This window comes from Pseudolabrys sp. (assembly GCF_035943735.1).
Taxonomy (GTDB): Bacteria; Pseudomonadota; Alphaproteobacteria; order Rhizobiales; family Xanthobacteraceae; genus Pseudolabrys.
Genome location: NZ_DASZBV010000017.1, coordinates 142716 through 167958 on the forward strand (window position 1 = coordinate 142716; position 25243 = coordinate 167958).

Sequence of the window (25243 nt, forward strand, 5' to 3'; positions counted from 1 at the left end):
CCGACGCCCGCCTAGCCGGCCGACCGCTCTCAATTCCTTCGAGGATATCCCATGCTCACTCAAGCCGAACGCATGAAGGCCGCCGACATCCTGATGAACGCCCAGAAGGAGCGGAAGCAGGCGACGCAGCTGCACGTCACTTTCCCAAACATCACCATCGACGATAGCTACGCGATCTCGACGGAAGTCGCGCAGCGCAAGATCAAGGCCGGCGCCAAGCTCATCGGCCACAAGGTCGGGCTGACCTCGAAGGCGATGCAGCGCTCCTCGATGATCGATGAGCCGGACTACGGCTACATCCTCGACGACCAGATCATCGGCGACGGCGCCAAGGTGAAGCATTCCGACTACTGCAAGCCGCGCGTCGAAGTCGAACTCGCTTTCATCATGGGCAAGCGGCTGCAAGGACCCGGCGTCGGGCTGGCCGAGGTGCTGCGTGCCACCGAATACGTCGTGCCGGCGATCGAGATCGTCGATGCGCGCATCCAGGACCAGCGCAAGATCGTCGACACCGTCGCCGACAATGGCGCCGCCGCCGGCATCGCCATGGGCGGACGTCCGGTCGGGCCGATGGACGTCGACCTGCGCTGGGTCGGCGGCATCATGTATCGCAATTCCGAGATCGAGGAGACGGGCCTCGCCGCCGGCGTGCTCGGCCATCCGGCGCTCGGCGTCGCCTGGCTCGCCAACAAGATCGGTCCGCACGGGCACGCGCTCGAGCCCGGCCACATCGTGCTCGCCGGCTCGTTCACCCGCGTCGTCTTCGCGCAGAAAGGTGATACCTTGCACGCCGATTTCGGGCCGCTCGGCGGCCTCGCCATCCAGTTCGTGTGAGGGCAGGGAACAAGCATGACGACGGACTTCCAGCGCAACGCCTTCAAGCACGCGATCGCCGCCGGCAAACTGCAGATCGGCCTGTGGTCGAGCCTGTGCAGCAACATCGTCGCCGACATCATCGGTGACTCCGGTTTCGACTGGATCCTGCTCGACACCGAGCATTCGCCGAACGAGATCCCCGATCTCGTCGAACAGTTGCAGGCGGTGCGCGGCGGCACGGCGACGCCGATCATCCGCCCGGCGTGGAACGACGCGGTGCTGGCCAAGCGCGCGCTCGACATCGGCGCGCAGACGCTGCTGTTTCCCTACGTGCAGAACGTCGAGGAGGCCAAGCGCGCCGTCGCCTCGACGCGCTATCCGCCGCAAGGCATCCGCGGCGTCTCGGTCGCGGCGCGCGCCAGCCGCTACGGCCGTACGCCCGGTTATCTCGGCAAGGCCAACGCGGAGATCTGCGTGCTGGTGCAGGTCGAGACGCGCGAGGCAATGAAAGAGCTCGAGGCGATAGCCGGCGTGGATGGCGTGGATGGCGTGTTCATCGGTCCGTCCGATCTTGCGGCGTCGCTCGGTCATCTCGGCAATCCGGCGCATCCGGGCGTGCAGGAAGCGATCCACGACGCCGTGAAGCGGCTGAAGAAGGTCGGCAAGCCGGCCGGCATCCTCACCGGCAACGAAGAGGAAATCCGCCGCTACATCGAATGGGGCTACCTTTTCGTCGCGGTCGGCTCCGACGTCGGCCTGCTCGCCAAGAGCGCCGACACTCTGGCCAAGAAGTTCAAGGGCTGAGTTTCCATTGTCATTCCGGGGCGCGCCGAAAGCGCGAACCCGGAATCCAGAAGACCGATTCCGAGCGAGTGCCTGGATTCCGGGTTTGCTTGCTGCGCTCGCGCCCCGGAATGACCGAGTAGCCAACGCTCCGCCGCCCGTATTCTTTGTTCGGCCCCGGGGAGGCCGGTCCCTTTTTCCGTTTCCCCAAAAGGGGACTGGAGCGCCGGGAGGCGCCAGGGGGCTTGCGAGGCCCCCCTCATGGACCGCCCTTGCGATCGGGCGATCCGCACGCCGTTCGAGACGGGGAGATGAGTCCCGTCCCGGGCGCGCCACCCCCTTGCGATCGGGGGTGCTGCGCCTCCCGGCGCTCCATTTGCTGGCTCCGCGAGAGACGAAACCAGCCACGGCGCGCATTGTCGGCGCGCCGGGTCGGCCGCGGCGTCCGCCGCCTCATGAGAGCGGCGGGCACCGATGCCGACCATTCGTCAGAGTAGGGATGGTCTGGATTATAGTCAAGTAGATTAGGAAATTAATTGTCAATCCGCGACAGGCTCTGCGGCCCGCGTCTTTGCGCTAAATCAAGATCGGTCGCCGCGGCTCCGGCAGATTGTTGCGAAAGCAACAAAGGAAACGCCGATGGCCGCCGCGCCCGAACCGATCCATGACATCGCGCATCTCGGCAGCGTCGAACTGCTGACGCCGAAGCCGGAGCAGAGCCTCTGGTATTTCCGCGACCTGCTCGGCATGGAGCCGGTGCACGAAAGCGGCGCCTCGGTCTACCTGCGCGGTTACGGCGACTACGCCACCTCGACCCTGAAACTCACCGGCGCGAAAACCAATGGCGTCGGCTGCATCTCCTGGCGCGCGGCCTCGCCGCAGGCGCTCGAGCGGCGGGCGAAGGCGATCGAAGACGCGGGTCTCGGCATCGGCTGGAGTAACGGGGACTACGGCCGCGGCCGCTCGTATCGCTTCCGCGATCCGGACGGGCACGTGATGGAAATCTATTACGAGGAGCAGAAGTTCGTCGCGCCGCCGGAATTGCATTCGACGCTGAAGAACCTGCCGCAGAAATACACCGGCCGCGGCGTCTGCGTGCGCCGCGTCGATCACCTCGCGCTGCTCGCCAAGGATGTGGAAGCGAACCGCAAGTTCGCCACCGGCCTGCTCGGCTTCCAACTGCGCGAGCAGGTGCGTTACGACGACGGCAAGACCGAGATCGGCTCGTGGATGAGCCCGACGGCGATCCATCACCAGCTCGCTTACGTCGTCGACGTCAAAGCCGCGCACGGACGCCTGCATCATTTCTCGCTGTGGGTCGACAATCGCGACGACGTGCTGCGCGCCGCCGACATTCTCATCGAAAACGGCATCTTCATCGAGGCCGGCCCCTCGAAGCACAACAACTCTCAAGGGTTCTATCTCTACAGCTACGAGCCGGGCGGCAACCGCGTCGAGATCTATTCCGGCAGCTTCCTCGTCACCGCGCCGGACTGGGAGCCGGTAACCTGGGACGAGAAGGAGAGGGGCACCGGCACCTACTGGGGCGCGACGCTGCCGGACAGCTTCATCGAATACGCCACGCCTGACGTGCAGACGGATACGAAGGGTCCGCTGCCGGAGGTGCTCAAGGAGGCGATCGCGTCGCTGTCGTGAACGAGGCTCTCTATCCGTTCGTCCCCGCGAAAGCGGGGACCCAACGCGCCTTCTCCGGCGGCACGTCAGCGCTGGATTCCCGCTTTCGCGGGAATGAACGGAGTGGGGGATAGCTGCAGGCATAGCAACAGGAGCGAATGAACAATGTCTCTGCCGCCCCGGATCGACACCAAGGCCGTGCGCACCCGCATCGGTCCCTATAGCGACAAGAAGGCGACGCTCGACGAGCGCAACGCCATCTACCAGGAGCTGATCGGTTTCGTGCCGCCGCGCATCGAGGCGCGCATGGCGGTGACCGGCGCGCTCGATCCGCAATTGCTCGACATGCAGGAGCGGATGCGCGAGCATGCGATGTATCCGAAGTGCTTCGACACCAAGACGGCGCAACTGATGCTGTTCGGCATGCTCTTGATGGACATGAGCGACGCGGCGCAATTGCACGCCATCGCCGCCCGCCGCGCCGGCGCCTCCTGGGAGGAGATGCAGGCGGTGATCAGCCTCTGCTTCCTGTTCCGCGGCCTGCCGGCGGCCAACCGGGGCGCGGAAATCCTCGCCAATCTCGCCAAGCGCGAGGCCGAGGCGCAGGCGGCCTGATGGGCCGCCGCCCCGCGTCCTCCGGTCGCGGTCATAACCCTCCGGGCCCGCCGGCGCAGCCTTTGGTCGCGCTTGCCGGATGGCGAAAAGATCGGGATGATGGCCCCGACAGAGGGCCTTATGGCAGGCGACATCATCCTGGCGACCGAGGATCTGACGAAGGAGTTCGCCGGCTTCGTCGCAGTCAGCGGCGTCAGCCTCGAAGTCCGGCGCGGCTCCATCCACGCGCTGATCGGCCCCAACGGCGCCGGCAAGACGACGTGCTTCAATCTGCTCACCAAGTTCCTGCAGCCGACGCGCGGCCGCATCCTGTTCCGGGGCGACGACATTACCGGGCTGGACGCCGCCGACGTGGCGCGGCTCGGGCTGGCGCGCTCGTTCCAGATCTCGGCAGTATTTCCGCATATGACCGTGCTGGAGAATGTGCGAATCGCGCTGCAGAGGAAGCGCGGCGCCTCGTTCGACTTCTGGCGCCCGGCGGCGGTGCTCGAAGAATTCAACGCGCGCGCGCTCGAATTGATCGAGGATGTCGGCCTGTCGCCATTCGCCGACTGGATGGCGGTGGAACTGCCCTATGGGCGCAAGCGCGCGCTGGAGATCGCCACGACCTTGGCGCTCGACCCGGACATGCTGCTGCTCGACGAGCCGATGGCCGGCATGGGCCATGAGGACATCGCCCGCATCGCCGCGCTCATCCGCAAGGTCGCCGCCGATCGCACCGTGCTGATGGTGGAGCACAATCTCTCGGTGGTCGCCGACCTTTCCGACCGCATCACCGTGCTGACGCGCGGCCGCGTGCTGGCCGAGGGCGACTACGCAACGGTGTCGAACAACCCCGAGGTGCGCGAGGCCTACATGGGAGTGGGTCATGCTTGAGCGCGCGCCGCCGCTGCTCGCGGTCGAGAACCTGCAGGCCTGGTACGGCGAGTCGCACATCCTGCACGGTGTCACCTTCGACGTGCGCGAAGGCGAGGTGGTGACGCTGCTCGGCCGCAACGGCGCCGGCAAGACGACGACGCTGAAGTCGATCATGGGCATCGTCAGAAACCGCACCGGCTCGGTATGCTTCGAAGGGCGCGAGCTCATCGGCCTGTCGTCCGACCGCATCGCGCGCGCCGGCATTGCCTTCTGCCCCGAGGAGCGCGGCATCTTCGCCAGTCTCGGCGTCGAGGAGAACCTCCTGCTGCCGCCACAGGTGCGGCCGGGCGGCCTTTCGCTCGAGCAGATCTTCACGCTGTTCCCCAACCTCAAGGAGCGGCTCGGCTCCAGCCAGGGCACCAAGCTTTCCGGCGGCGAGCAGCAGATGCTGGCGATCGCCCGCATCCTGCGCACCGGCGCGCGGCTCCTGCTGCTCGACGAGCCGACTGAAGGCCTCGCGCCCGTGATCATCCAGCAAATCGGCCGCACCATCGGCAAGCTGAAGGAGCAGGGCTTCACCATTCTGCTCGTCGAACAGAATTTCCGCTTCGCCTCGACGGTGGCGGATCGATTCTACGTCATGGAGCACGGACGCATCATCGACCAGTTCGCCAACGCCGAGCTCGATGCCAACGTGGAGAAACTGCACGACTATCTGGGCGTATGACTGCACAACAATGGCCGCAAGGCCGCATAAACGGAGGAAACTGATGAAACGGACATTGGGACTTGTTGCGCTCGCTGCGAGCCTGGCCTGCGGTACGGCCTACGCGCAGCAGAAACAGATCGACGTCAAGGTCGGCGTGCTCACCGACATGGCGAGCCTCTATGCCGACGACACCGGCATCGGCTCGGTGATCGCCGCCAAGATGGCGGCGGAAGACTTCATGAAGAAGCATCCGAACGTGAAGGTGTCGGTGGTCAGCGCCGACCATCAGAACAAGGCCGACGTCGGCACCAACATCGCCAACCAGTGGTACGACGTCGACCACGTCGACATGATCGCCGACGTGCCGAATTCCGGCGTCGCGCTCGCCATCTCGCAGGTGGCGGCGGCCAAGAACAAGGTGTTCGTCGCCTCCGGTCCGGCCTCGTCCGATCTCACCGGGTCGAAGTGCACGGCCAACACCGTGCATTGGACCTACGACACCTGGATGCTGGCGAACGGCACCGGCAAGGCCATCGTCAAGACGGGCGGCGACACCTGGTTCTTCCTCGTCGCCGACTATGCCTTCGGTCACGCGCTCGAGCGCGACACCGCGGCGGTGGTCGAGAAGAACGGCGGCAAGGTGCTCGGCCAGGTCGCCGTCCCGATCAACAACAGCGATTTCTCGTCGTTCCTGCTGCAAGCGCAGCAATCGAAGGCGAAGATCATCGGCCTCGCCAATGCCGGCGGCGACACCATCAACTCCATCAAGCAGGGCGCCGAATTCGGCATCACTGCGGGCGGACAGAAATTTGCCGGCCTCCTCGTGTTCGCGCCGGACGTCGCCGCCCTCGGCCTGAAGACCGCGCAGGGCCTGACCTTCACCGAGACCTGGTACTGGGATCTCAATGACGGCAGCCGCGCCTGGACCAAGCGCTGGGACAAGCTGCGCAATGCCGCGGGCAAGATTCCGAGCATGAACATGGCCGGCGTCTATTCCGGCACGCTCGCTTATCTGCAGGCGGTCGCCGCGGTCGGCAGCGCCAAGGACGGCAAGGCGGTGGTCGACAAGATGAAGACCATGACCTTCGATGATCCGCTCTTCGGCAAGAGCACGGTGCGTCAGGACGGCCGCGCGCTGCACCCGGCGTATCTGTTCGAGGTCAAGAAGCCGGGAGAGTCGAAGTATCCCGGCGACCTGTACAAGCTGAAGGCCACGATCCCGGCCGATGAGGCCTTCCGTCCGCTCAAGGACGGCGGCTGCCCGCTGGTGAAGGGGTAAGGCTCTTGTCACCTCTCCCCGCGTGCGGGGAGAGGTCGACTTCCGAACGAAGTGAGGAAGTCGGGTGAGGGGACGTTGCCACGAGTCTGAGCTCGCGACATGCCCCTCACCCCAACCCTCTCCCCGCAAGCGGGGAGAGGGAGAAGAAAGCCAGCCATGACGACGATCTTCGGCGTTCCCACGATGGCGCTGTTCGGTCAGCTCCTGATCGGGCTGATCAACGGCTCGTTCTATGCGCTGCTGAGTCTCGGCCTCGCCGTGATCTTCGGCATGCTCAACATCATCAATTTCGCCCATGGCGCCCAGTACATGCTCGGCGCGGTGACGGCTTATCTGCTGCTCAATTATGCCGGGCTCGGTTACTGGCCGGCGCTCATCCTCGCGCCGCTCATCGTCGGCGTGTTCGGCATCCTCATCGAGCGGCTGTTCCTGCAGTGGCTGTACAGGCTCGATCATCTGTACGGCCTGTTGCTCACCTTCGGGCTGGCGCTGATCTTCGAAGGCATCGGCCGCAACTATCTCGGCTCCGCCGGCGTGCCCTATACGCTGCCAGACTCGCTGCAGGGCGGGCACAATCTCGGCTTCATGTTCCTGCCGAACTACCGCGCCTGGGTGATCGCCGCCTCGCTGGTCATTTGCTTTGGCACGTGGTTCGCCATCGAGCGCACGCGGCTCGGCGCTTATCTGCGCGCCGCGACCGAGAACCCGACTTTGGTGCGCGCCTTCGGCATCAACGTGCCGCGGATGATCACGCTCACCTACGGCTTCGGCGTCGCGCTCGCCGCCTTCGCCGGCGTGATGGCGGCGCCGATCTACAACGTCTCGCCGAACATGGGCTCCGAACTGATCATCGTCGTCTTCGCCGTGGTGGTGATCGGCGGCATGGGCTCGATCCTTGGCTCCATCTTGTCCGGCTTCGGCCTCGGCGTCGTCGAAGGGCTGACCAAGGTGTTCTATCCGGAGGCGTCGAACACGGTGATCTTTGTCGTGATGGCGATCGTGCTGCTGGTGCGGCCGGCGGGCCTGTTCGGGCGGAGAATATGATGGATCACGCCGCCGGCCCGCTCGCCAAGCGCTCGCCGCTCGCCGCGCAGAGCCAGACCATCGCCTTCGTCGTGCTGATCGTCGCGCTGATCGTCGCGCCGTTCTTCACCTATCCGCTGTTCCTGATGGAGTGCATGTGCTTCGCGCTGTTCGCGCTCGCGTTCAATCTGCTCATCGGCTACGTCGGCCTGCTGTCCTTCGGCCATGCCCTCTATTTCGGCTGGGCGAGCTACATGGCCGCGCATGCCGCGAAGGACTGGGGCCTGTCGCCTGAATTGTCGATCCTTGTCGGCACGGGGACGGCGGCGCTGTGCGGGCTGATCGCCGGGACGCTGGCGATCCGCAGCCAAGGCATCTATTTCGCCATGATCACCTTGGCGCTGGCGCAGATGATGTACTTCGTCGCGCTGCGGGCGAAGTTCACCGGCGGGGAGGACGGTATCCAGTCGGTGCCGCGCGGGCACCTGTTCGGAATTTTCGACCTGTCCAATACGACGGAGATGTACGTCTTCGTCTTCGTCATCTTCATCGCCGGATTTCTGTTCATCCGACGCATCATCCATTCGCCGTTCGGCGAGGTGCTCAAGGCGATCCGCGAGAACGACCTGCGCGCCACCTCGCTTGGCTACAAGATCGACCGCTACAAGCTAATGGCCTTCGTGCTGTCGGCGACGCTCGCCGGGCTCGCCGGCGCCACCAAGGCGCTGGTGGTGCAGATCGCCTCGCTGACCGACGTCTACTGGCCGATGTCGGGCGAGGTCGTGCTGATGACCCTGGTGGGCGGGCTCGGCACCGTCTACGGACCGATCGTCGGCGCCTTCGTCATCCTGGCGATGCAGTACAAGCTCGCCTTCATGGGGCAGTGGGTGCTGGTCATCCAGGGCGTGATTTTCGTGGTCTGCGTGCTCCTGTTCCGCCGCGGGATCGTCGGCGAGATCGCCCACCGGCTGCGCATCAGGCTCTAGGCGGCCGGCCGTCCCGGGCAGGCGGCGGTTCATCATGAATCGACGATTCCGCGCGCCGAACGGGCGGCGGATGCATAAGACTCCCTTAAAATACCGATTTTCCTCGATGAAAGCCCGTCCGCGGCTGCCTTGGGCACCGTCCGTTCATCGCAAAGTCAGGTTCGATCAGTAGGGTGGCCGCTTCACCCGGCGCCAGGCCGGGAACCTGGTGCCAAACGCGGTGCGCGATGAACGTCCATGATCCCAGCCTGACGTCGACCATGGCCCTGCCGAAGATGGCCCTGCCGCGCCGGCGTATCGGGGCCTTCAGCGGTGCCCACATCGCCGTGCTGACCGCGCTCCTGCTGCTGGTCGTCTCGATCCCGATCTGGACGAACCCGGTCCCGCCGCTGTCCGACTACGTCAATCACCTCGCGCGCATGCACGTGATCGCGGACATCGCGCACGATCCCAATCTCGCGCGCTTCTACGAGATCGATTGGGCGCCGGTGCCCAACCTGATGATGGACATCGTGGTGCCGATGCTGGCGCGCTTCATGAGCGTCTATCTTGCCGGCCAGATCTTTCTCCTGTCGATGCTGGCGCTGATGCTGTCGGGCGGGCTGGCGCTCAACCGCGCGCTGTTCGGCCGCTGGTCGGCGTTCCCGCTGATCGCGGCGCCGCTGCTCTTCAACCACGTCTTCCTGGTGGGGCTGACCAACTTCATCTTCGGCATCGGGCTGGCGCTGTGGGCGCTGGCGGCCTGGGTCGCGCTGCGCGAGCGTCACTGGTCGCTGCGCCTCGGCGTCTCGGCCGTGTTCGTCATCGCGCTCTATTTCTGCCACCTGTCGGCGCTCGGCGTTTACGGCGTCGGCCTGCTGGCGATCGAAGCGCACCGCCTGTGGTTGCGCCGCCGCGAGGCGCTGCCGATGCGGCTCGTCGATTTCTGCGCCACCGGCGTCCCGTTCCTGCCGACGGTCCCGCTGCTGCTCATGAGCCCGACCATGGGACTGGCCGGCCAGTATTACTGGGAGCGCCTCGGCAAGATCGACGGGCTCATCTACATCATCCAGTGCTACTCCGACATCGTCGCGCTGGCGCTGCTCGCGACCTTCATCGCCGGCGCGGTATGGGCGATCCGCCATCGCCTGATGCGCGTGCACCCGCTGTTCTGGGTGATGCTGGCGGTCAGCGCCGCTGTCTATCTGGCGATGCCGCGCGTGCTGTTCGCCACCTATATGGGCGACCAGCGGCTGCCGATCGCCTTCGTGTTCATCCTGATCGCCTGCATCGACATGGACCTGCGGCATCGGCTGGTGCGCCGCGGCTTCCTCACCGTGCTGGTGGCCTTGCTGCTGGTGCGGGTGATCGAGGTCGACACCGCCTGGGCGAGTCTCTCCACCTCGACCAGCGAATTCCGCGCCTCAATCAAGCGCGTCAAGCCCGGCTCGCGGGTGCTGGTCGCCTATGCCAAGGCCGACGCCGGCGACACGGTCGACGACTATGCTCTCGTGCACTTGGCCTGCCAGGCGATCATCGAGCGCTCGGCGCTGGTGACGACCGCCTTCACGGTCAAGGGCAAGCAGATCATGCACGTCCGCCCTGCCTATCGTTCGATTGTGGATACCGAGGATGGCACGCCGCCGAGCACCGCGCGGCTGCTGCTGGCCGCCGACAAGCCTGCGCCCAACGGTCCGCATTACTGGGACGACTGGTCGCAACACTATGATTATCTGTATCTTTTGTTCACCGACACGGACGCCGACAACCCCGATCCCAAGCACATGACCTTGGTTCAGGACGGCACCAACTTCCAGCTTTACCGAATCAACAAGCCGGCCGAGAACGCGATTCAGCACTGAATCCAGCACCTTGCCGGTGGGCGCGCGGACCGCTTTGCGGTCGGCTGCCGCTTTGCAATGCGCGCGAATCGTTCTACACAGAAAAATCAGTCCGAATTTGTGGTGGCGTCTGGAGTGCATTGCCGGCGTCCGCCGATCCCTCAGTGATCGACGCGTCTTGCCCGGCGCTCGCGACGGATCACGTATGCCGGCAGGCACGAACGCGCTGCGACTGGAGAGGGTCAACCGCAAATGGCTGGACCTGGCGGAGCGTCGGCTCGTTTATTACGAAGAGCTTTATCGCAGTGGCCGCTGGAGCCTGTACTTCCCGACGCAGGACCAGTTCGCGGTGCGTATGCTCGACGCGATCAAGGTGGTGAAAGTGCTGCGGCGGGTGGCGCAGCACATTCCGGAGAAGCCACGCAGAAGCCTGCTGCGCGCCGCCGCCTGAGGCTGGCCGCGCTCGCCGCCATCGTTCCGCTCATCGCCTGGTCGTGGCCGCTGCAGGCGGACGACGGCGACCTCAAGCTCGGCGAAGAGCTGTTGCAGAAGAACTGCGCCCGCTGCCATGCCGTCGGCCGCAGCGGCGCAAGCCCGAGCAAGGAGGCGCCGCCGTTTCGCGTGCTCGGCCAGCGCTATCCGGTGGAATCGCTCGAGGAGGCGTTGGGCGAGGGCATCCTCTCCGGCCATCCCGATATGCCGGAATTCCAGTTTGACGCCGACCAGGTCGGTGCCATCATCGCCTATCTGAAGTCCATCCAGCAGCGCTGACCGCCGCCCGGCGGCGCGCCTTCCGGGATTCCCCATGACCAGTGCTCTTTTCTCGCCGATCCGGCTTGCCGGCCTCGAGCTCGCGAACCGCATCGCCGTCTCGCCGATGTGCCAGTATTCGGCCGACGACGGCTCCGCCACCGACTGGCACCTGATGCATCTCGGCATGCTGGCCAACTCCGGCGCCGGTCTGGTGGTGGTCGAGGCGACGCATGTCGAGCGGCACGGCCGCATCACGCACGGCTGCCTCGGGCTTTATTCCGACGACAACGAGGCGGCGCTGGCGCGCGTGGTCTATCAGGCGCGCCGCGCCGGCCATGCCAGGTTCGGCATCCAGCTCGCGCATTCCGGCCGCAAGGGCTCGGCGCAAAAACCGTGGGAAGGCGGCGGCGCGCTGAAGGACAGCGAGGATCCGTGGCCGACCATCGCCGCCTCGGCGCTGCCGTTCGGCGAGGGCTGGCACACGCCGCGCGAGGCGACCGAAGCCGACATGGACCGCGTGCGCGACGCCTTCGTCAATTCCGCCAGGCGCGCGGTGCGCATCGGCTTCGACGCCATCGAGCTGCACATGGCGCACGGCTATCTCGCGCACGGCTTCATGTCGCCTTTGTCGAACAAGCGCACCGACCAGTACGGCGGCTCGTTCGAGAACCGCATGCGCTTTCCGCTGTCGGTCGCCAGGGCGGTGCGCGCCGCGGTGCCGAAGGAGGTGCCGCTCGGTGCGCGCATCACCGGCAGCGACTGGCGCGAGGACGGGCTGACGCCGGACGACGCGGTCAACATCGCGAAGGCGTTGAAGGCGGAAGGCTTCGACTTCCTCTGCGTGTCGTCGGGCGGCGTCGCGCTCGACATCCGCAACCCGTCGGAGCCCGGCTACAACGTCGCCATCGCGGCGCGGGTGAAGCGCGAGGCGGGCATCGCCGCGCGCGCGGTCGGGCTCATCGTCACGCCGGAGCAGGCGGAGGCGGTGGTCTCAAAGGGCGAGGCCGACATGGTCGCGCTCGGCCGCGGCTTCCTCGACGATCCGCATTGGGGCTGGCATGCCGCCAAGGCGCTCGGCGCCGAGGTGGCGCGGCCGCGCCAATATCTGCGCGCCGGCCCGAAGCTGTGGGCGCCGGCGGCGAAGGGGTAGGGGCGCCTCTTTAGTCTTGAGGCCGGGCCGCATGCCCGGCTTCACCTTCCCCGTGCTGGGAGTGTCGACCCGCCCGTGCGTCCACGAAGGCGCGGCGGGCGAGGGGGCGTCACCGCCGGTTCGGGTTGGGCAAGGAGACGACATCTCCGCCATTTCAGGTGGCGTCGATATGACGTAGGTTCTCACACGGTCCGTAACATCGCATTTGGGGGTTTGGTGCCATGGGGTCTGCACAGACACAAGGCGAGCTCTGGGGCGCCCGCGCCCGCGAATGGGCTGATCTGCAGGAGGTTTCGTTCGGGCCGCTCTACGACGCCGCGCTCAATGCGGCCAAGGCTGCCACTGGCTCTGCAGTGCTCGATGTCGGCTGTGGCGCTGGTCTGGCGCTCAAAATGGCGCAGGCACGGGGTGCGAAGGTTACCGGGCTCGACGCCGCGGCGGGACTTGTGGAAATCGCCAGGCGCCGTTGCCCTGGCGGCGACATCCGCCTCGGTGAGTGCGAAGAATTGCCATTCGCCGACAACAGCTTCGACGTCACCACCGGTTTCAACTCTTTTCAATACGCGACCGATCCGGTGCACGCGCTGTCGGAGGCCAAGCGCGTAACCAAACCAAACGGATATGTCGTTGTCGCGGTCTGGGGCGCCGCAGACCAATGTGAACTCGCGCCCTATCTTGCCGCAGTCGGCAAGTTGCTCCCGCCGCCGCCGCCCGGCGCGCCAGGGCCCTTTGCCCTGTCGGCGCCCGGCGCGCTTGAAGCTTTGGTCGGCAAAGCCGGCCTGACGCCCGGGGCTATCGCGAGCGTGATCACGACGATGCGCTTCCCCGACGAGGCAACGACCGTGCGAGGGCTATTGGCCTCGGGTGTAGCCGAGCGCGCCATCCGCAACTCTGGCGAGGACGCTGTGCGCAAGGGCGTAAGCGACGCCGTTCGTCCATCTCGCAAAGGCGATGGGTCCTACGAATTCAAAAACGAATGGCGGTTCCTGTTGTCCCGGGCTTAGCGTTCGCGCCTGTCCGAGTGGGGCTGGTAGCGGCGATCATCTGTCCTGCGCATTCGGTTCGTCTCGTTCCTTGATATCCTCGGCGCGTCGATCGCCTACGCGGCGGTTCGGTTTGACGCGGGGCCGCGCGCGGCGATGAGCGCGTGTGTCGGTGCGACGACTGGCGGCTGTAGGACCTTGATGATCGCACCCGCTCTTTTTATGCCAAATTGACGACCGTCGAAATTTCAGTAGCATCCCTCCGGGGGGAGGGCATCACTCTGGAGGCGACAATGATGAAGCTCTTCAGCCTGGTTCTCGGCTCCGCCATGCTTTTGGCTGTGACCTCTCAACACGCAGGCGCTCTTGAGGTCAAACGAACGACACGCGCGGTGGTCGAGGGGATGTGCGGTGGCGGCATCCAATCAGGCGGCGGCCACAGCGGCTGCACGATTTGCACGTCGAAAATGTGCACCGACTATGATTGCACGAAAAAGAGCTGCAAGCTCGTGAACTTCATCAAAGGCCGCCCCGGCTCGATCCGTACCGGCATCAATCAGGTCGGCGTCAAATCGACGACCGTGACAAAGAAACCGATCGACAACGGCTCCGGCTTGAAGCCGGTTTCGACGATCGGGCCGGTTGGCGGGAAGGGCGGCGGCATGAACCAGTCCAGCGGACACCACCGCTGACATGCAGTGATCGGGCGGTGCTTGAGCGGGAACCGCTACAGCGCCAGCTCCGGAAATTCGCGCTCCATGCGCGCGAGGTCGTCCTCGGTGTCGACGTCCCACAGCGGCGGCAGTTCGCGTGAGGTGAGGCCGAGCGCGGCGATGCGCGCGCGCGTCTCGGCGAGCACGGACGGCACGCTCCAGGTCATCTCGACGAAGAGTTCGGGATGCGGGGCGCGCGCGCCGATCAGCACATAGCCGCCGTCCTCGGCCGCGATCAGGACCACGTCGTGCGTTGCGAGCGCGTCTGCCGCGTCGCGCAGATGCGCCGCCGTGAGCGCGGGACAGTCGGTGCCGATGACGAGCGTCGGCCGCGCGCCGAACGCCGCCAGCATGCGCGCGCCGAGATCGCCCTCGGGCTGCGGGCGCAACGTGACGTCGAGATCGCGAAAGCTGCGGTGCCTGGTATCCGGCGCGCACCACACCGTCACGTCGCCAATGGTGGCGTCGCGCGCGGTGGCGACCGCGCGCTCGGTCAGCCGCTCCTGCAGCACGGCGGCGGCGTGCGCGCCGATCGCCGGTATCAGCCGCGTCTTGGCAAAGCCGGGGACCGGCGCCTTGGCGAGGATGGCGATGTCAGTCGGCGGCATAGCCGTAGGCGCGCGCCAGTCGCTGCGGGTCGGCGCCGAGGAAGAAGGCGAGCCGCAGCCGCCACATCAGCAGCACCGTGCGCACGATGCCGTGCGCCTGCCAGCGGCGCGGCGAGGTGGTGACGCGCGCGGCGAGGCAGAGCGGGCGCGACAGGCGCTTCAGCCGCGCCGAGAGCGTCACGTCCTCCATGAGCGCGATGTCGGGGAAGCCGCCGGCGCGGCCGAAGGCCTCGCGCGTGACGAACATCGCCTGGTCGCCGGTGGCGATGCCGGTCACCCGCGAGCGCAGGTTCATCATGGCTGCGACGACCGGCAACGCGTTGCCGGCGAAGCGCACGTCGAAGCGGCCCCAGACGCGCGGCGATCGCGCCAGCGCCTCGCGGATCAGGATGTCGGCATTGTCGGGCAGGCGCGTGTCGGCGTGCAGGAACAGGAGCACGTCGCCGCGCGCCGCCGCGGCGCCCACATTCATCTGCGCGGCGCGGCCGCGCGGGGCGGCCAGCACGCGGTCGGCGAGGGGCGCGGCAAGCGCCGCCGTGCCGTCGCGCGAACCGCCGTCGACGACGATCACCTCGGCGCCGCGCCTGCGGAGCGGCGCCAGCGCTTCGAGCGCCGCGGCGATGTGGGCTGCCTCGTTGAGCGCGGGCATGACGATCGACAGGGTCATTCGGCCGCTTCCTTGAGCGCGCCGCCGCAGCTCGATCCCTGGCCAGCGGTGCAGCCGAAACAGTGCCCGGCGACGCGGATCGGATTGCCGTCGATGGTGTCGTCAAGCAGATCGGAGAGGTGGACGCGCTCCTTTGCGCCGCGGGTCAGCGGCAGATCGAGCATCTGGTTGAAGTCGCAGTCGTAGAGAAACCCGCGCCAGTCGACCGAGACGAGATTGCGGCACATGACGCCGCCGAGATTGGCGTCGAGATGCGCGTCCTGCAGCAATTGCAGATAGCCTTCGAACTCGCCTTTGCTCACCAGCATCGAGCCGAAGCGCTGGATCGGCATGTTGGCGAGCACGAACAAATTGTTGAACACGATGCCGTGCTCACCTCCGAGGATGCGCCTGTAATCGGCCTCGAGCGCGTGTTGCGCCGGCGGCAGCGACGGTCCCTGCGGATTGTAGACGAGGTTGAGCGCGAGCGCGGGATCGCGGCCGCAGCCAAGCGCGTTGAGGCGCTTGAGGCCGTCGATCGAGCGATCGAACACCTCCTTGCCGCGCTGGCGCTCGACATTGTCGGCGAGATAGCAGGGCATCGAGGCGACGATCTCGACACCCTCGGTGGCGAGGAAGTCCGCGAGGTCCTCCTGGCCGGGCTCGGACAGAATGGTGAGATTACAGCGGTCCATCACCTTGACGCCGAGGTCGCGCGCGCCGCGCACCAGCCGGCGGAAATGCGGATTGAGCTCGGGCGCGCCGCCGGTGATGTCGAGCGTCGGAATGCTGCGGCGGGCGAGCACGGCGAGCACGAGATCGGCGATCTCGCCGCTCATCTCCTCGGTGCGGTTCGGCCCGGCATTGACGTGGCAGTGCACACAGGACTGGTTGCAGCGATAGCCGACATTGACCTGCAGCGTATCGAGGCGGCCGCGCGCGAGCGCGGGGAAGGGGATCGCTTCGAGCAGCGGCAGCGTGTCGCGCATGGTGGCGTCCTCGCGGGCGCCGCCATTGTGCCATGGCCGCGCGAGCGCCGAAACCGTGTGCGGCCTTAGCGCGCCAGCGCGGTCTGCACCGGCGCGGGCAGGCCGACGCGGCCGTAGCCGGGCAGCTTCACGGCCGGATGGCGCAGGTCGAGCCCGGCGACGAGGCCGAGCAGGTTGATTTCGATGCCCTCGACCCAGCCGATCTTCAGCGACACCAGCCCGCCGGCGTTGAGCTCGACGCCGGTGCGACTGTCGGTCAGGCCGGCGTAGAGGCCGGCGCGCCAGTCGCGGCCGACCGCGTTCGGCGGCAGCGCCACGCCGAGTTCCGGCACCGCGCGCAGCACAGCGGCGGTGAAGGAGTTGCTGTTCGGCCCTGGCCAGACGCGATAGTCGCCGGCCTGCGCGAACTTGTACGCGGTGACGGCACCCTCGACGCGCGGGATGAGCCGCTCGGCTTCCGCGCCGGAGACGTCGGCGATGGCCTTCGGCGTCGCGCCGTACCAGCGGCCGTCGACCGGCCAGTTGTTGGTGCGCACCGGCGCGCCCCAGCCGACCACGTCGTAGCGGGTCCAGCGCGTGTCGCCGGCGCGCTTGAACACCACCCAGCTGTGCACGGCGAAGACGCCCTTCCAGGCGCCGGCGGTGCCGGTGAAGATGATCAGCCGTGCCCGCTCGTCCTGCGTGGCGCGCGGCAGCAGGCCGGCGCTCGACCAGTCGGCGTCGCGCCACGAGCGCGGCGCGTCGCTGGCCAGGAACAGCGCAGCGCGGGCGAGGATCGGCACGAAGAAAACGAGCAGGATGAGGAGCATCAGGACGGTGCGGGCACGCGGGCGAGGGAGCGTCATGGGTGAGACGCTAACATAGGCGCTGTTTTCGCCGGAAACAGGGCAGGGACGGCGGTGCTTCCCAGGCTGAGGGCGTGCTCCCTCTCCCCGTTGGGGAGAGGGTTGGGGTGAGGGGGGTCATGACTCTCGAATGCTGTAACCCCTCACCCGGCGCACTGCGTGCGCCGACCTCTCCCTATGGGAGAGGTGAAGCGTATACGCGGCGGCACATCGGGTTCGATAACCTCAGCGCACCCGGTTGCTGGCGATGGTGATCTGCGGATAGCGCGCTGCGTCGCGGACAAGGTCGGCGCTCGCCACCTTGTCCCATTCCATGCCGACGATGCCGCCGCGGCATTCGGCGACGAGATTGCCGGTGACGACCGCGCTGCCGGCGCCGGGCGCGACCGAGACGCCGATGCCGAGGCCGGCGCGGCGCACGACGTTGCCGGTGACGCTGACGTCGCGCATGTACTTGCCGGCGCCGACGCTGATGCCCATCGACGGCGCATCCTCGATGACGTTGCCGGTGATCGCCGCGTCGGCTTCCACCGCGATGCCGACGCCGGCGGCATCGGGCCCGCCCTGCGGCCGCCGCGGGGTCAGGCGGCGGATGAGATTGCCCTGCACGACCGCGAGACGGCCGCCGTCGTTGAAATTGGTGCAGACGACGCCGAGCGCCGCGCCGTCGACCGTGTTCGCCGAGATGACGGCACCCTCGAAATCGAACTCGGCGTAGAGCGCGACCTCGCCGATGGCGCCGCAGGTGTTGCCAAGGATCTGCAGCCCGAAGGCGGCGTTGCCGCGCACGGCGGAGAAGGCGCAGCGGCGCATGACGTTGTTGCGCACGATGACGCTCGCCGCGCGGAAGACGTTGACGCCGTTGCCGTTCTGGCCGGTGCCGCCGGCGCGCGCGCCGATATCCTCGATGGTGTTGTCGGCGACGATGCTGCCGTCATGGCGCTTGGCGCTCTGCCAGATGCGGATGCCGCCGTTGCCGGCGCCACGCAAGGTGTTGCCGCGGATGACGAGGCCGCGGCTGTCGTTGCAGAAGAGCGAATTGTTGGCGGCGTTGGCGAGCGTGTTGCTCTCGACGATGCCGTCGCAGCTTTCGAGCGCGAGCGCGTTGCCGCCGGCATTGGCGATCGCGCAGTCGGCGATGCGCAGGCGCTTCACCTGCGCCAGATGCACGAGGCCGCGGTTCGGCGGCAGCGGCAGGTTCGCGCCGTCGATGACGAGGCCGGACAGCGTGATGTCCTCGCCACCGTCGGCGGACATGAGCGACTGGCCGTGCGTCAGCGTCAGATGCGTCGCGCCGCGCACGCCGAACATTTGTGCGCCATTTGGCAGGCGCAGGCCACCGGCGCGGTATTGGCCGGCGGCCAGCGTCAGGGGGCGACGGGCGCGCGCCGCCTCGTCGATGGCGCGCTGCAGCCGTGCCGTCTGGTCGTCGGGCGCGCCGGGGCGGACGCCGAACTGCACCGCGTCGACGCCGTGCACAGGCGGGGCGGCAGCGGTAGCCGCCGGCACAAGCGCGGCGACGGCGGAACCGGTGAGCAGAGCGCGGCGGTCGAGCGGCATAGGCGGCATTGTGCCGCCGCGAGGTTAACGCCGTGCTGCCGCGGCGACCGCCATCAGGATGGCCTCGCCGGCGCGGGCGAGATCGGCGGCATTCAGCCGCCGGCGTTCGCCCCTGCGCCGCGGTGTGCGGTTGAGCGGCGGCAGGTGCACAAAGGCGGCCAGCCGCAGGCCTTCCGCGGCCACCGCCTCGGCGCCGCGCCAGCAGATGTAATTGCAGAGGTAGCGGCCGGCGTCGCGCGACAGGTAGGAGGAGACGCGGGCGCCTTTTGCCGCCGCGAGCAGATGCGCCGCCGGCATCGGCATGGGCCGCGCGGCCGGGCCGACCGGAAGGATCGCGTGCCGGCGCAGCGAGGCGCCGGTTTCGTCCGGCAGGAGCGCGAGCGCGTTGCGTGCGCGCGTCTCGATGCGGATGCGTTTCTCGCGCGTCGCCACGCCGAACATCAGCAGCGCGTCGGGTTTGTGCCGCGCGATCAGCGCCGGCAAGTCGCGGTCGACCGCGGCATAGCTGGTGGTGAAGACGTGGCCGATCAGGCGTACATCGCCCAGGCCGGGACGGCGCAGGCGCGCCAGACGCTGAACCAGCGGCGTCGTCGGGTTGACCGGCGCGCCGGGGAACGGGCCGAAGCCGGTGATGAGGATGGTCGGCACAGAATTAGATTCCCAACAATCCCGCGATCTCCTCGACCGCGAGCGTCGGCGCGAGCGTGCCGGCGGCGACGGCGGCCTCCGCTGCTTTCAACTTCGCGCGCACCGCCGGATCGCTGCGCAGGCGCGCCGTGAGCCGCTCCTCGAGCATGGTCCACATCCATTTGACCTGCTGCGCGCGGCGGCGTTCGGCAAGTTCGCCGGTCGCGCCGAGCTTGTCTTTGTGTTGCAGCACCTGCGCCCATAACTCCGGGACGCCGTTGCCGGTGAGCGCCGAATAGGTGATGACCGGTGGCGACCAGCTTGCCGACGCCGGCGTGAGGATATTCAAAGCGCCGCGGAAATCGGCGGCGGCCAGCTTCGCGCGCTCGACATTGTCGCCGTCGGCCTTGTTGACGGCGATCATGTCGGCGATCTCGACCACGCCCTTCTTCAGCCCCTGCAATTCGTCGCCGGCGCCGGCGACCATCAACAACAGGAAGAAATCTGTCATGTCGGCGACCGCCGTCTCCGACTGGCCGACGCCGACCGTCTCGACGATGACGACGTCGTAGCCGGCCGCCTCGCACAGCAGCATGGTCTCGCGCGTCTTGGCGGCGACGCCGCCGAGCGTGCCGGAGGCGGGCGAGGGGCGGATGAAGGCGTGCGGATCGACAGCGAGCCGCGCCATGCGCGTCTTGTCGCCGAGGATCGAGCCGCCCGTGCGCGACGACGAGGGATCGACCGCCAGCACCGCGACCTTGTGGTCGCGCGCCGTGAGATAGGTGCCGAGCGCGTCGATGGTCGTGGACTTGCCGGCGCCGGGCGCGCCGGTGATGCCGAGCCGCACCGCCTTGCCGGTCGCCGGCAACAGCTCCTGCACCAGCCGGTGCGCGTCGGCACGGTGGTCGGCGCGCTTGCTCTCGATCAGGGTGATGGCGCGCGCGAGGCTGGCGCGGTCGCCGGCGCGGATGCCGGCGGCGTATTTCACGAGTTCGCCATATGAGTTTGGCTTGGGAGAATGAGACATCCGACACTATTGTTCGGAATCAGATTTATCGCCTTGGCATAGTGCCATCAACTTTTCGATCGCCGATTCCAAAGGCTCTAGATCGTTCTCGTAAATTGACCAGAGAATCTCGATATCGGTCTTGTGATAGGCGTGCCGCAGAAAATTTCCCAAATCCGCAACCTGCCTCCAAGGTATTTGAGTAAATTGCTCTTTCCAGTCTGCTGGAATGTGGCGGGACGCTTCGCTTAATATTTCCAGAAACCGTTCAAAGGCAGCCCGTGTGGGTGGGCTCGACGTCAAGACAGAGATCTGATGGCCATCGAGCAAGGAGCGGATTTGGTCAATTGCGCCTCGCATATCCGTCAGGCGCCAGTAAACGCGATCGACCATTAGAAGACCTCGACAATGTCGGGCTGGATCGTTGCAGCCATCGTCGGATCGAGACTGCGCTTCATAAACATATTGGCTGGAATTCCGATCTCGTCGCTAATGATGTGAGAAAGTCCAACGAGGTCGATCAGCGAAAATTTAATGTCTTTTTTCACAGTGACTAAAACGTCGAGGTCGCTGTTTGCGCGATAGTCGCCACGAGAGCGGGACCCGAATATGGCCAGACTCGTAACACCGCGCTCCCGCAGCGCCGGCTCAAGGCCGCGCAGGTGATTGAGAATTTCGTCCCGGTCAAGATCAGCAGCGGTGGTCATACGATCTATCGTATTCTAAACGAAGCCAGAAATCACTCCGCCGCCCTTTGGTCATGGCCAAGCCGGTGGTGCAGCGTCTTCAGGAGTTTTTCCGCCGCCTCCGAGATCACCGTGCCGGGCGGGAAGATCGCCTCGGCGCCGGACTTCATGAGCGCGTCGTAGTCCTGCGGCGGCACCACGCCGCCGACCACGATCATGATGTCGTCGCGGCCCTGACTCGCCAGTTCCTTCTTCAGCTCCGGCACCAAAGTCAGATGCGCGGCGGCCAGCGACGAGACGCCGAGCACGTGCACGTCGTTCTCGACCGCCTGGCGCGCGGCTTCCGCCGGCGTCGCGAACAACGGCCCGATGTCGACGTCGAAGCCGAGATCGGCGAACGCGGACGCGATCACCTTCTGGCCGCGATCGTGGCCGTCCTGGCCGATCTTGGCGACCAGCAGGCGCGGGCGGCGGCCTTCGGCGGCCTCGAAAGCCTCGATCAGCGTCTTCACCCGTTCGACCGCGCCGGTCATTTTGCCTCCTTTGCCGACCTCCCGCTTGTAGACGCCGGTGATCGCCTTGATCTCCGCACGATGGCGCCCGAACACCTTCTCCAGCGCCATCGAGATTTCGCCGACCGTTGCTTTCGCGCGCGCCGCCTCGATGGCGAGCTCCAAGAGATTGCCGTTGCCGGTGGCGGCGCGCGTGAGCGCGTCGAGCGCCTGCTGCAGCGCGGACGGATCGCGCTCGGCCTTCAGCCGCGCCAGCTTCTCGAGCTGGTTCGCGCGCACCGCGGCGTTGTCGACCTTGAGCACGTCGATGTGCTCGTGCTCTGTCGGCGGGTATTTGTTGACGCCGATCACCGACTGATGCCCGCTATCGATGCGCGCCTGCGTCTTGGCGGCGGCCTCCTCGATGCGCAGCTTCGGAATGCCGGCCTCGATTGCCTTGGTCATGCCGCCGAGGCCTTCGACTTCCTCGATGTGGCCCCAGGCCTTTTTCGCCAGTTCGTAAGTGAGCCGCTCGACGTAGTACGAGCCGCCCCATGGATCGACGATGCGGGTGGTGCCGCTTTCCTGCTGCAACACGATCTGCGTGTTGCGGGCGATGCGGGCGGAGAAGTCGGTCGGCAACGCCAGCGCCTCGTCGAGCGAGTTGGTGTGCAGCGACTGGGTGTGCCCTTGCGTGGCCGCCATGGCCTCGATCATGGTCCGTGCGACGTTGTTGAACACGTCCTGCGCGGCGAGCGACCAGCCGGAGGTCTGCGAATGCGTGCGCAACGACAGCGCGCGCGCGTCGTCCGGCTTGAACGGCTTCAACAGCTTCGCCCACAACATGCGCGCGGCGCGAAGCTTGGCGATCTCCATGAAGTAGTTCATGCCGATCGCCCAGAAGAACGAGATGCGCGGCGCGAACTGGTCGACGGTGAGGCCGGCCTTCATTCCGGCGCGCACGTATTCGACGCCGTCGGCCAGCGTATAGGCAAGCTCGAGGTCCTGCGTCGCGCCGGCCTCCTGCATGTGATAGCCGGAGACGGAGATCGAATTGAACTTCGGCATCTCCGCGGAGGTGTAGGCGAAAATGTCGGAGATGATGCGGAGCGACGGTCCGGGCGGATAGATGTAGGTGTTCCGCACCATGAATTCTTTGAGGATGTCGTTCTGGATCGTGCCGGACAGCTTGGCGTGCGGCACGCCCTGTTCTTCCGCAGCGACGATGTAGAGCGCGAGCACCGGCAGCACCGCGCCGTTCATGGTCATCGACACGCTCATCTGGTCGAGCGGGATGCCGGAAAACAGCGTGCGCATGTCGTAGATCGAGTCGATCGCCACGCCGGCCATGCCGACGTCGCCGGCGACGCGCGGATGATCCGAGTCGTAGCCGCGGTGCGTGGCGAGATCGAAGGCGATCGACAGGCCCTTCTGACCGGCGGCGAGATTGCGCCGGTAGAAGGCGTTGGAATCCTCCGCGGTGGAGAATCCGGCGTATTGACGGATGGTCCACGGCTGCGCCGCATACATCGCCGGGTAGGGGCCGCGCAGGTACGGCGGCTTGCCGGGATAAGTGTCGAGGAAATCGAGCCCGGCGACGTCGCTCTCGCCGTAGACCGGCTGCACCGGGATGCCCTCGGGCGTCAGCCAGGCGTGCGCTTGCGCGTCAGCACTCACGCGCGCGTCGGTAAAGTCGACCGTGGCGAAGTTCGGAATGCGGCTCATGGCTTACTCACGATAGCATGGGCGGCGGTGAGCGTCGCGAGAACGTCGCAGCCCACGTAGATATAGGCCTTCACCCCGGCGGCGTTCCAGGCCGCCTCGTGCTCGCCCGGACGGCCGGCGAGATGCACGACGGCGCCGGCCTCGGTCAGCGCCGTCGCTGCGTCGGCGGCGTCCGCCGCATAGACCTTGTCGCTCGAGCACAGGCAGGCGAGGCGCGCGCCCGACGCCTTGAACGCGGCGATCATGTCGTCGCGGTTCTTGAAACCGTCGTTGCCGACGGTCTCGATCCCGCCGGCCTCGTAAAAGTTTTTGGCGAAGGTGGCGCGGGCGGTGAAGTCCGACGCCTTGCCGAGATTGGCAAGGAACACCTTCGGCCTCGCGCCGGTCTTTTTGAGGATCGTGTCGGACCTGTCGCGCAAGCGCTCGAACGGTTCGGCGAGCCGCAGCGACGGCAGCGGTTCGAATTGGGTGGCCTGTTGCGCCGGCGCTACGCGCGCAATGTTGAGCACCTTTACCGGCCTTTCGCTCAAACCGGGATAGTCGCTGACGCCGGTGAGCGCGTCACGCCGTTTGGCGACCGCCGCCTGCCGCGCCGCGCGCGTGGTGGCGACCGTCTTCTGGATCAAGCCTTGTTCGAGCGCCGCGGCAACGCCGCCGGTGCGTTCGATATCCTGCACCAATGCCCAGGCCGCCTTTGTCAATTCCGAGGTCAGCGCCTCGATGCCGCCGGAGCCGGCCGCCGGATCGGCGACGCGGTAGAGATTTGATTCTTCGAGGAGGATGAGCTGCTGGTTGCGCGCAACGCGGCGCGCGAAGCGGTCGGGCAGGCCGAGCGCGGCGGTGAACGGCAGGACGGTGATGCTGTCGGCGCCGCCGACACCGGCAGCGGTGACCGCGATGGTGGTGCGCAGCATGTTCACGTAAGGGTCGGGCGCGCTCATCATGCGCCAGGCGGTTTCGGCCGCGACGTAGGCCGGATGCGGTGTCAGGCCGCACGCTTCCTCGACCCTCGCCCACAGTTTCCGCACGGCGCGGAATTTGGCCACAGTTAGGAACTCGTCGGCGTCGGCAGCGAGCATGAAGGTCATACGCTTGCGCGCGTCGTCGAGCGCAAAGCCGGCCACTTCCAGCAGGCGCAGATAGGCGATGCCGGTGGCGACCACGAAGGCGAGTTCCTGCGCCTCCGAGCCGCCGGCTTCGTGCACGGCGCGGCCGTCCGCGCGCAGGAAGCGTGCCTTGGCGTAGCCCTTGTCGGCGAGGCCTTTGGCGGTCTCGCCGGCGCGTTGCGATAAGTCCGGCCACGGCAGGGGCGCTCGTCCCGTGCGCGCCATGTCGCCCAACGGATCGAGGCCGAAGTCGATGGTCAGGCGCGCCGGGTCGAGCTTGCGCGCGGCGACGAGGCCCGTGACAAGTTCGGCTATCGGCCGCCCGGCGAAGGGCGCCGTCTCGACGCGCAGCGCGATCAGGTCGAGCATGACGCCGTCGAGCGCGCCGGCGAGTGCGGCGGTGTTGTCGGCCTTGACCCCGAAACCGTGCGCGGACGGTGCGCCGGCAAGGACGAGGGCGAGTGCATCGGCGCCGTTTGCCAGATCCTGCAGCGCCTCGGCATTGGCGGCGGCCGGATCGGGATGATCGACGCGCTGCATGATCCGCCAGGGCAGGCCCGGCGCGCGGCCCGCGACCGGAGCGACGCCGGCGGCGCGCCCGTAGAGCGGCTCGACCGCAATTCCATCGTAGGTGCGGGAGACGAGCTTCTCGAAAGGCCGGTCCTTCAACGCCTTCTCGACAAGGCGGCGCCACTCGGCACGGTCGGTGGCCGGGAATTCGGCGGCGAGGGGGAGGTCTTGGTGCACTGCGGGATCGGACATTCCGGCAAAATGCCACGGATGCCGGGCAGCGCCAATGCGGGGTGTTCCGGAGACTGGAACACGCCGGGC

General features: G+C 67.0%; 26 protein-coding genes. 15 read left to right on the plus strand and 11 right to left on the minus strand.

The features are described 5' to 3' along the window. The first annotated feature begins 51 nt into the window (after positions 1 to 51). The 15 genes from hpaH (at position 52) to VGV41_RS11865 (ending at position 14102) form a co-directional block, all read left to right on the plus strand. The gene (gene hpaH / locus VGV41_RS11795; RefSeq protein WP_326864030.1) at positions 52 to 834 is read left to right on the plus strand and encodes a 2-oxo-hept-4-ene-1,7-dioate hydratase; all 783 of its coding nucleotides are present in this window, start codon (positions 52 to 54) and stop codon (positions 832 to 834) included. 15 nt (positions 835 to 849) lie between these two features. After that, positions 850 to 1620: an HpcH/HpaI aldolase/citrate lyase family protein gene (locus VGV41_RS11800; RefSeq protein WP_326864031.1), complete on the plus strand. Its 771-nt coding sequence runs from the start codon at positions 850 to 852 to the stop codon at positions 1618 to 1620. A 618-nt stretch (positions 1621 to 2238) separates the two neighbouring features. After that, the gene (locus tag VGV41_RS11805) at positions 2239 to 3255 is read left to right on the plus strand and encodes a VOC family protein (protein ID WP_326864032.1); all 1017 of its coding nucleotides are present in this window, start codon (positions 2239 to 2241) and stop codon (positions 3253 to 3255) included. Positions 3256 to 3399: 144 nt separating this feature from the next. Next, the gene (locus VGV41_RS11810) at positions 3400 to 3849 is read left to right on the plus strand and encodes a carboxymuconolactone decarboxylase family protein (RefSeq protein ID WP_326864033.1); all 450 of its coding nucleotides are present in this window, start codon (positions 3400 to 3402) and stop codon (positions 3847 to 3849) included. A 120-nt stretch (positions 3850 to 3969) separates the two neighbouring features. After that, positions 3970 to 4725, plus strand: coding sequence for an ABC transporter ATP-binding protein (locus VGV41_RS11815; protein WP_326864034.1), 756 nt, complete (start codon positions 3970 to 3972; stop codon positions 4723 to 4725). Then, positions 4718 to 5434 carry an ABC transporter ATP-binding protein gene (locus tag VGV41_RS11820; protein ID WP_326864035.1) on the plus strand — a complete coding sequence of 239 codons (717 nt, stop codon included), beginning with the start codon at positions 4718 to 4720 and terminating at the stop codon, positions 5432 to 5434. Before VGV41_RS11815 ends, VGV41_RS11820 begins: the two co-directional genes overlap by 8 nt. A 43-nt stretch (positions 5435 to 5477) precedes the next feature. Then, positions 5478 to 6695: an ABC transporter substrate-binding protein gene (locus tag VGV41_RS11825; RefSeq protein WP_326864036.1), complete on the plus strand. Its 1218-nt coding sequence runs from the start codon at positions 5478 to 5480 to the stop codon at positions 6693 to 6695. Positions 6696 to 6851: 156 nt separating this feature from the next. Then, positions 6852 to 7739 carry a branched-chain amino acid ABC transporter permease gene (locus VGV41_RS11830; RefSeq protein WP_326864037.1) on the plus strand — a complete coding sequence of 296 codons (888 nt, stop codon included), beginning with the start codon at positions 6852 to 6854 and terminating at the stop codon, positions 7737 to 7739. Then, on the plus strand, positions 7739 to 8704 hold the full coding sequence (locus VGV41_RS11835; protein ID WP_326864038.1) for a branched-chain amino acid ABC transporter permease: 966 nt from the start codon (positions 7739 to 7741) through the stop codon (positions 8702 to 8704). The genes VGV41_RS11830 and VGV41_RS11835 overlap by 1 nt, the downstream gene beginning before the upstream one ends. 227 nt (positions 8705 to 8931) lie before the next feature. After that, positions 8932 to 10545 carry a hypothetical protein gene (locus VGV41_RS11840; RefSeq protein ID WP_326864039.1) on the plus strand — a complete coding sequence of 538 codons (1614 nt, stop codon included), beginning with the start codon at positions 8932 to 8934 and terminating at the stop codon, positions 10543 to 10545. 184 nt (positions 10546 to 10729) lie between these two features. Then, positions 10730 to 10975, plus strand: a complete 246-nt coding sequence (locus VGV41_RS11845) for a hypothetical protein (protein WP_326864114.1) — start codon at positions 10730 to 10732, stop codon at positions 10973 to 10975. A gap of 50 nt (positions 10976 to 11025) precedes the next feature. After that, positions 11026 to 11295 carry a cytochrome c gene (locus tag VGV41_RS11850; RefSeq protein ID WP_326864110.1) on the plus strand — a complete coding sequence of 90 codons (270 nt, stop codon included), beginning with the start codon at positions 11026 to 11028 and terminating at the stop codon, positions 11293 to 11295. 34 nt (positions 11296 to 11329) lie between these two features. Beyond that, complete coding sequence (locus tag VGV41_RS11855) at positions 11330 to 12427, plus strand: NADH:flavin oxidoreductase/NADH oxidase (RefSeq protein WP_326864040.1); 1098 nt, start codon at positions 11330 to 11332, stop codon at positions 12425 to 12427. A 221-nt stretch (positions 12428 to 12648) separates the two neighbouring features. Beyond that, a complete protein-coding gene (locus tag VGV41_RS11860; protein ID WP_326864041.1) occupies positions 12649 to 13431 on the plus strand; it encodes a class I SAM-dependent methyltransferase in 783 nt (260 codons plus the stop codon). 272 nt (positions 13432 to 13703) lie between these two features. Continuing rightward, complete coding sequence (locus tag VGV41_RS11865) at positions 13704 to 14102, plus strand: hypothetical protein (protein ID WP_326864042.1); 399 nt, start codon at positions 13704 to 13706, stop codon at positions 14100 to 14102. Positions 14103 to 14137: 35 nt separating this feature from the next. Here VGV41_RS11865 and VGV41_RS11870 read toward each other — a convergent pair whose 3' ends face one another. The 11 genes from VGV41_RS11870 to VGV41_RS11920 form a co-directional block, all read right to left on the minus strand. Further along, complete coding sequence (locus VGV41_RS11870) at positions 14138 to 14731, minus strand: TIGR04282 family arsenosugar biosynthesis glycosyltransferase (RefSeq protein WP_326864043.1); 594 nt, start codon at positions 14729 to 14731, stop codon at positions 14138 to 14140. Beyond that, entirely contained in the window at positions 14718 to 15398 is a 681-nt protein-coding gene (locus tag VGV41_RS11875) for a TIGR04283 family arsenosugar biosynthesis glycosyltransferase (RefSeq protein WP_326864044.1), read from the minus strand. Before VGV41_RS11875 ends, VGV41_RS11870 begins: the two co-directional genes overlap by 14 nt. Continuing rightward, a complete protein-coding gene (arsS, locus tag VGV41_RS11880) occupies positions 15395 to 16366 on the minus strand; it encodes an arsenosugar biosynthesis radical SAM (seleno)protein ArsS (RefSeq protein ID WP_326864045.1) in 972 nt (323 codons plus the stop codon). Before arsS ends, VGV41_RS11875 begins: the two co-directional genes overlap by 4 nt. A gap of 65 nt (positions 16367 to 16431) precedes the next feature. Further along, complete coding sequence (locus VGV41_RS11885; RefSeq protein WP_326864046.1) at positions 16432 to 17211, minus strand: DUF3750 domain-containing protein; 780 nt, start codon at positions 17209 to 17211, stop codon at positions 16432 to 16434. Positions 17212 to 17436: 225 nt separating this feature from the next. Continuing rightward, the gene (locus VGV41_RS11890) at positions 17437 to 18771 is read right to left on the minus strand and encodes a TIGR03808 family TAT-translocated repetitive protein (protein WP_326864047.1); all 1335 of its coding nucleotides are present in this window, start codon (positions 18769 to 18771) and stop codon (positions 17437 to 17439) included. 24 nt (positions 18772 to 18795) lie between these two features. Further along, on the minus strand, positions 18796 to 19419 hold the full coding sequence (locus tag VGV41_RS11895; RefSeq protein WP_326864048.1) for a pyroglutamyl-peptidase I: 624 nt from the start codon (positions 19417 to 19419) through the stop codon (positions 18796 to 18798). A 4-nt stretch (positions 19420 to 19423) separates the two neighbouring features. Further along, positions 19424 to 20425, minus strand: coding sequence for a methylmalonyl Co-A mutase-associated GTPase MeaB (gene meaB, locus VGV41_RS11900; RefSeq protein ID WP_326864049.1), 1002 nt, complete (start codon positions 20423 to 20425; stop codon positions 19424 to 19426). A gap of 6 nt (positions 20426 to 20431) precedes the next feature. Further along, the gene (locus VGV41_RS11905) at positions 20432 to 20797 is read right to left on the minus strand and encodes a DUF86 domain-containing protein (protein ID WP_326864050.1); all 366 of its coding nucleotides are present in this window, start codon (positions 20795 to 20797) and stop codon (positions 20432 to 20434) included. Further along, entirely contained in the window at positions 20797 to 21111 is a 315-nt protein-coding gene (locus VGV41_RS11910) for a nucleotidyltransferase family protein (RefSeq protein ID WP_326864051.1), read from the minus strand. The genes VGV41_RS11905 and VGV41_RS11910 overlap by 1 nt, the downstream gene beginning before the upstream one ends. 32 nt (positions 21112 to 21143) lie before the next feature. Then, positions 21144 to 23306, minus strand: coding sequence for a methylmalonyl-CoA mutase (gene scpA, locus VGV41_RS11915; protein ID WP_326864052.1), 2163 nt, complete (start codon positions 23304 to 23306; stop codon positions 21144 to 21146). Next, entirely contained in the window at positions 23303 to 25174 is a 1872-nt protein-coding gene (locus VGV41_RS11920; protein ID WP_326864053.1) for a methylmalonyl-CoA mutase subunit beta, read from the minus strand. Before VGV41_RS11920 ends, scpA begins: the two co-directional genes overlap by 4 nt. Positions 25175 to 25243: the final 69 nt, after the last annotated feature.

What these genes read in the sequence shown, in the direction of transcription:
- VGV41_RS11810 (WP_326864033.1), top strand. Translation starts at nt 3,400, where the DNA reads ATGTCTCTGCCGCCCCGGATCGACACCAAGGCCGTGCGCACCCGCATC.
- VGV41_RS11910 (WP_326864051.1), bottom strand. Translation starts at nt 21,111, where the DNA reads ATGACCACCGCTGCTGATCTTGACCGGGACGAAATTCTCAATCACCTG.
- VGV41_RS11920 (WP_326864053.1), bottom strand. Translation starts at nt 25,174, where the DNA reads ATGTCCGATCCCGCAGTGCACCAAGACCTCCCCCTCGCCGCCGAATTC.
- VGV41_RS11820 (WP_326864035.1), top strand. Translation starts at nt 4,718, where the DNA reads ATGCTTGAGCGCGCGCCGCCGCTGCTCGCGGTCGAGAACCTGCAGGCC.
- VGV41_RS11860 (WP_326864041.1), top strand. Translation starts at nt 12,649, where the DNA reads ATGGGGTCTGCACAGACACAAGGCGAGCTCTGGGGCGCCCGCGCCCGC.
- scpA (WP_326864052.1), bottom strand. Translation starts at nt 23,306, where the DNA reads ATGAGCCGCATTCCGAACTTCGCCACGGTCGACTTTACCGACGCGCGC.
- hpaH (WP_326864030.1), top strand. Translation starts at nt 52, where the DNA reads ATGCTCACTCAAGCCGAACGCATGAAGGCCGCCGACATCCTGATGAAC.
- VGV41_RS11835 (WP_326864038.1), top strand. Translation starts at nt 7,739, where the DNA reads ATGGATCACGCCGCCGGCCCGCTCGCCAAGCGCTCGCCGCTCGCCGCG.
- VGV41_RS11840 (WP_326864039.1), top strand. Translation starts at nt 8,932, where the DNA reads ATGAACGTCCATGATCCCAGCCTGACGTCGACCATGGCCCTGCCGAAG.
- VGV41_RS11870 (WP_326864043.1), bottom strand. Translation starts at nt 14,731, where the DNA reads ATGCCGCCGACTGACATCGCCATCCTCGCCAAGGCGCCGGTCCCCGGC.
- VGV41_RS11885 (WP_326864046.1), bottom strand. Translation starts at nt 17,211, where the DNA reads ATGACGCTCCCTCGCCCGCGTGCCCGCACCGTCCTGATGCTCCTCATC.
- VGV41_RS11875 (WP_326864044.1), bottom strand. Translation starts at nt 15,398, where the DNA reads ATGACCCTGTCGATCGTCATGCCCGCGCTCAACGAGGCAGCCCACATC.
- VGV41_RS11905 (WP_326864050.1), bottom strand. Translation starts at nt 20,797, where the DNA reads ATGGTCGATCGCGTTTACTGGCGCCTGACGGATATGCGAGGCGCAATT.
- VGV41_RS11800 (WP_326864031.1), top strand. Translation starts at nt 850, where the DNA reads ATGACGACGGACTTCCAGCGCAACGCCTTCAAGCACGCGATCGCCGCC.
- VGV41_RS11815 (WP_326864034.1), top strand. Translation starts at nt 3,970, where the DNA reads ATGGCAGGCGACATCATCCTGGCGACCGAGGATCTGACGAAGGAGTTC.
- VGV41_RS11805 (WP_326864032.1), top strand. Translation starts at nt 2,239, where the DNA reads ATGGCCGCCGCGCCCGAACCGATCCATGACATCGCGCATCTCGGCAGC.
- VGV41_RS11830 (WP_326864037.1), top strand. Translation starts at nt 6,852, where the DNA reads ATGACGACGATCTTCGGCGTTCCCACGATGGCGCTGTTCGGTCAGCTC.
- arsS (WP_326864045.1), bottom strand. Translation starts at nt 16,366, where the DNA reads ATGCGCGACACGCTGCCGCTGCTCGAAGCGATCCCCTTCCCCGCGCTC.
- VGV41_RS11855 (WP_326864040.1), top strand. Translation starts at nt 11,330, where the DNA reads ATGACCAGTGCTCTTTTCTCGCCGATCCGGCTTGCCGGCCTCGAGCTC.
- VGV41_RS11825 (WP_326864036.1), top strand. Translation starts at nt 5,478, where the DNA reads ATGAAACGGACATTGGGACTTGTTGCGCTCGCTGCGAGCCTGGCCTGC.
- meaB (WP_326864049.1), bottom strand. Translation starts at nt 20,425, where the DNA reads ATGTCTCATTCTCCCAAGCCAAACTCATATGGCGAACTCGTGAAATAC.
- VGV41_RS11890 (WP_326864047.1), bottom strand. Translation starts at nt 18,771, where the DNA reads ATGCCGCTCGACCGCCGCGCTCTGCTCACCGGTTCCGCCGTCGCCGCG.
- VGV41_RS11865 (WP_326864042.1), top strand. Translation starts at nt 13,704, where the DNA reads ATGATGAAGCTCTTCAGCCTGGTTCTCGGCTCCGCCATGCTTTTGGCT.
- VGV41_RS11845 (WP_326864114.1), top strand. Translation starts at nt 10,730, where the DNA reads ATGCCGGCAGGCACGAACGCGCTGCGACTGGAGAGGGTCAACCGCAAA.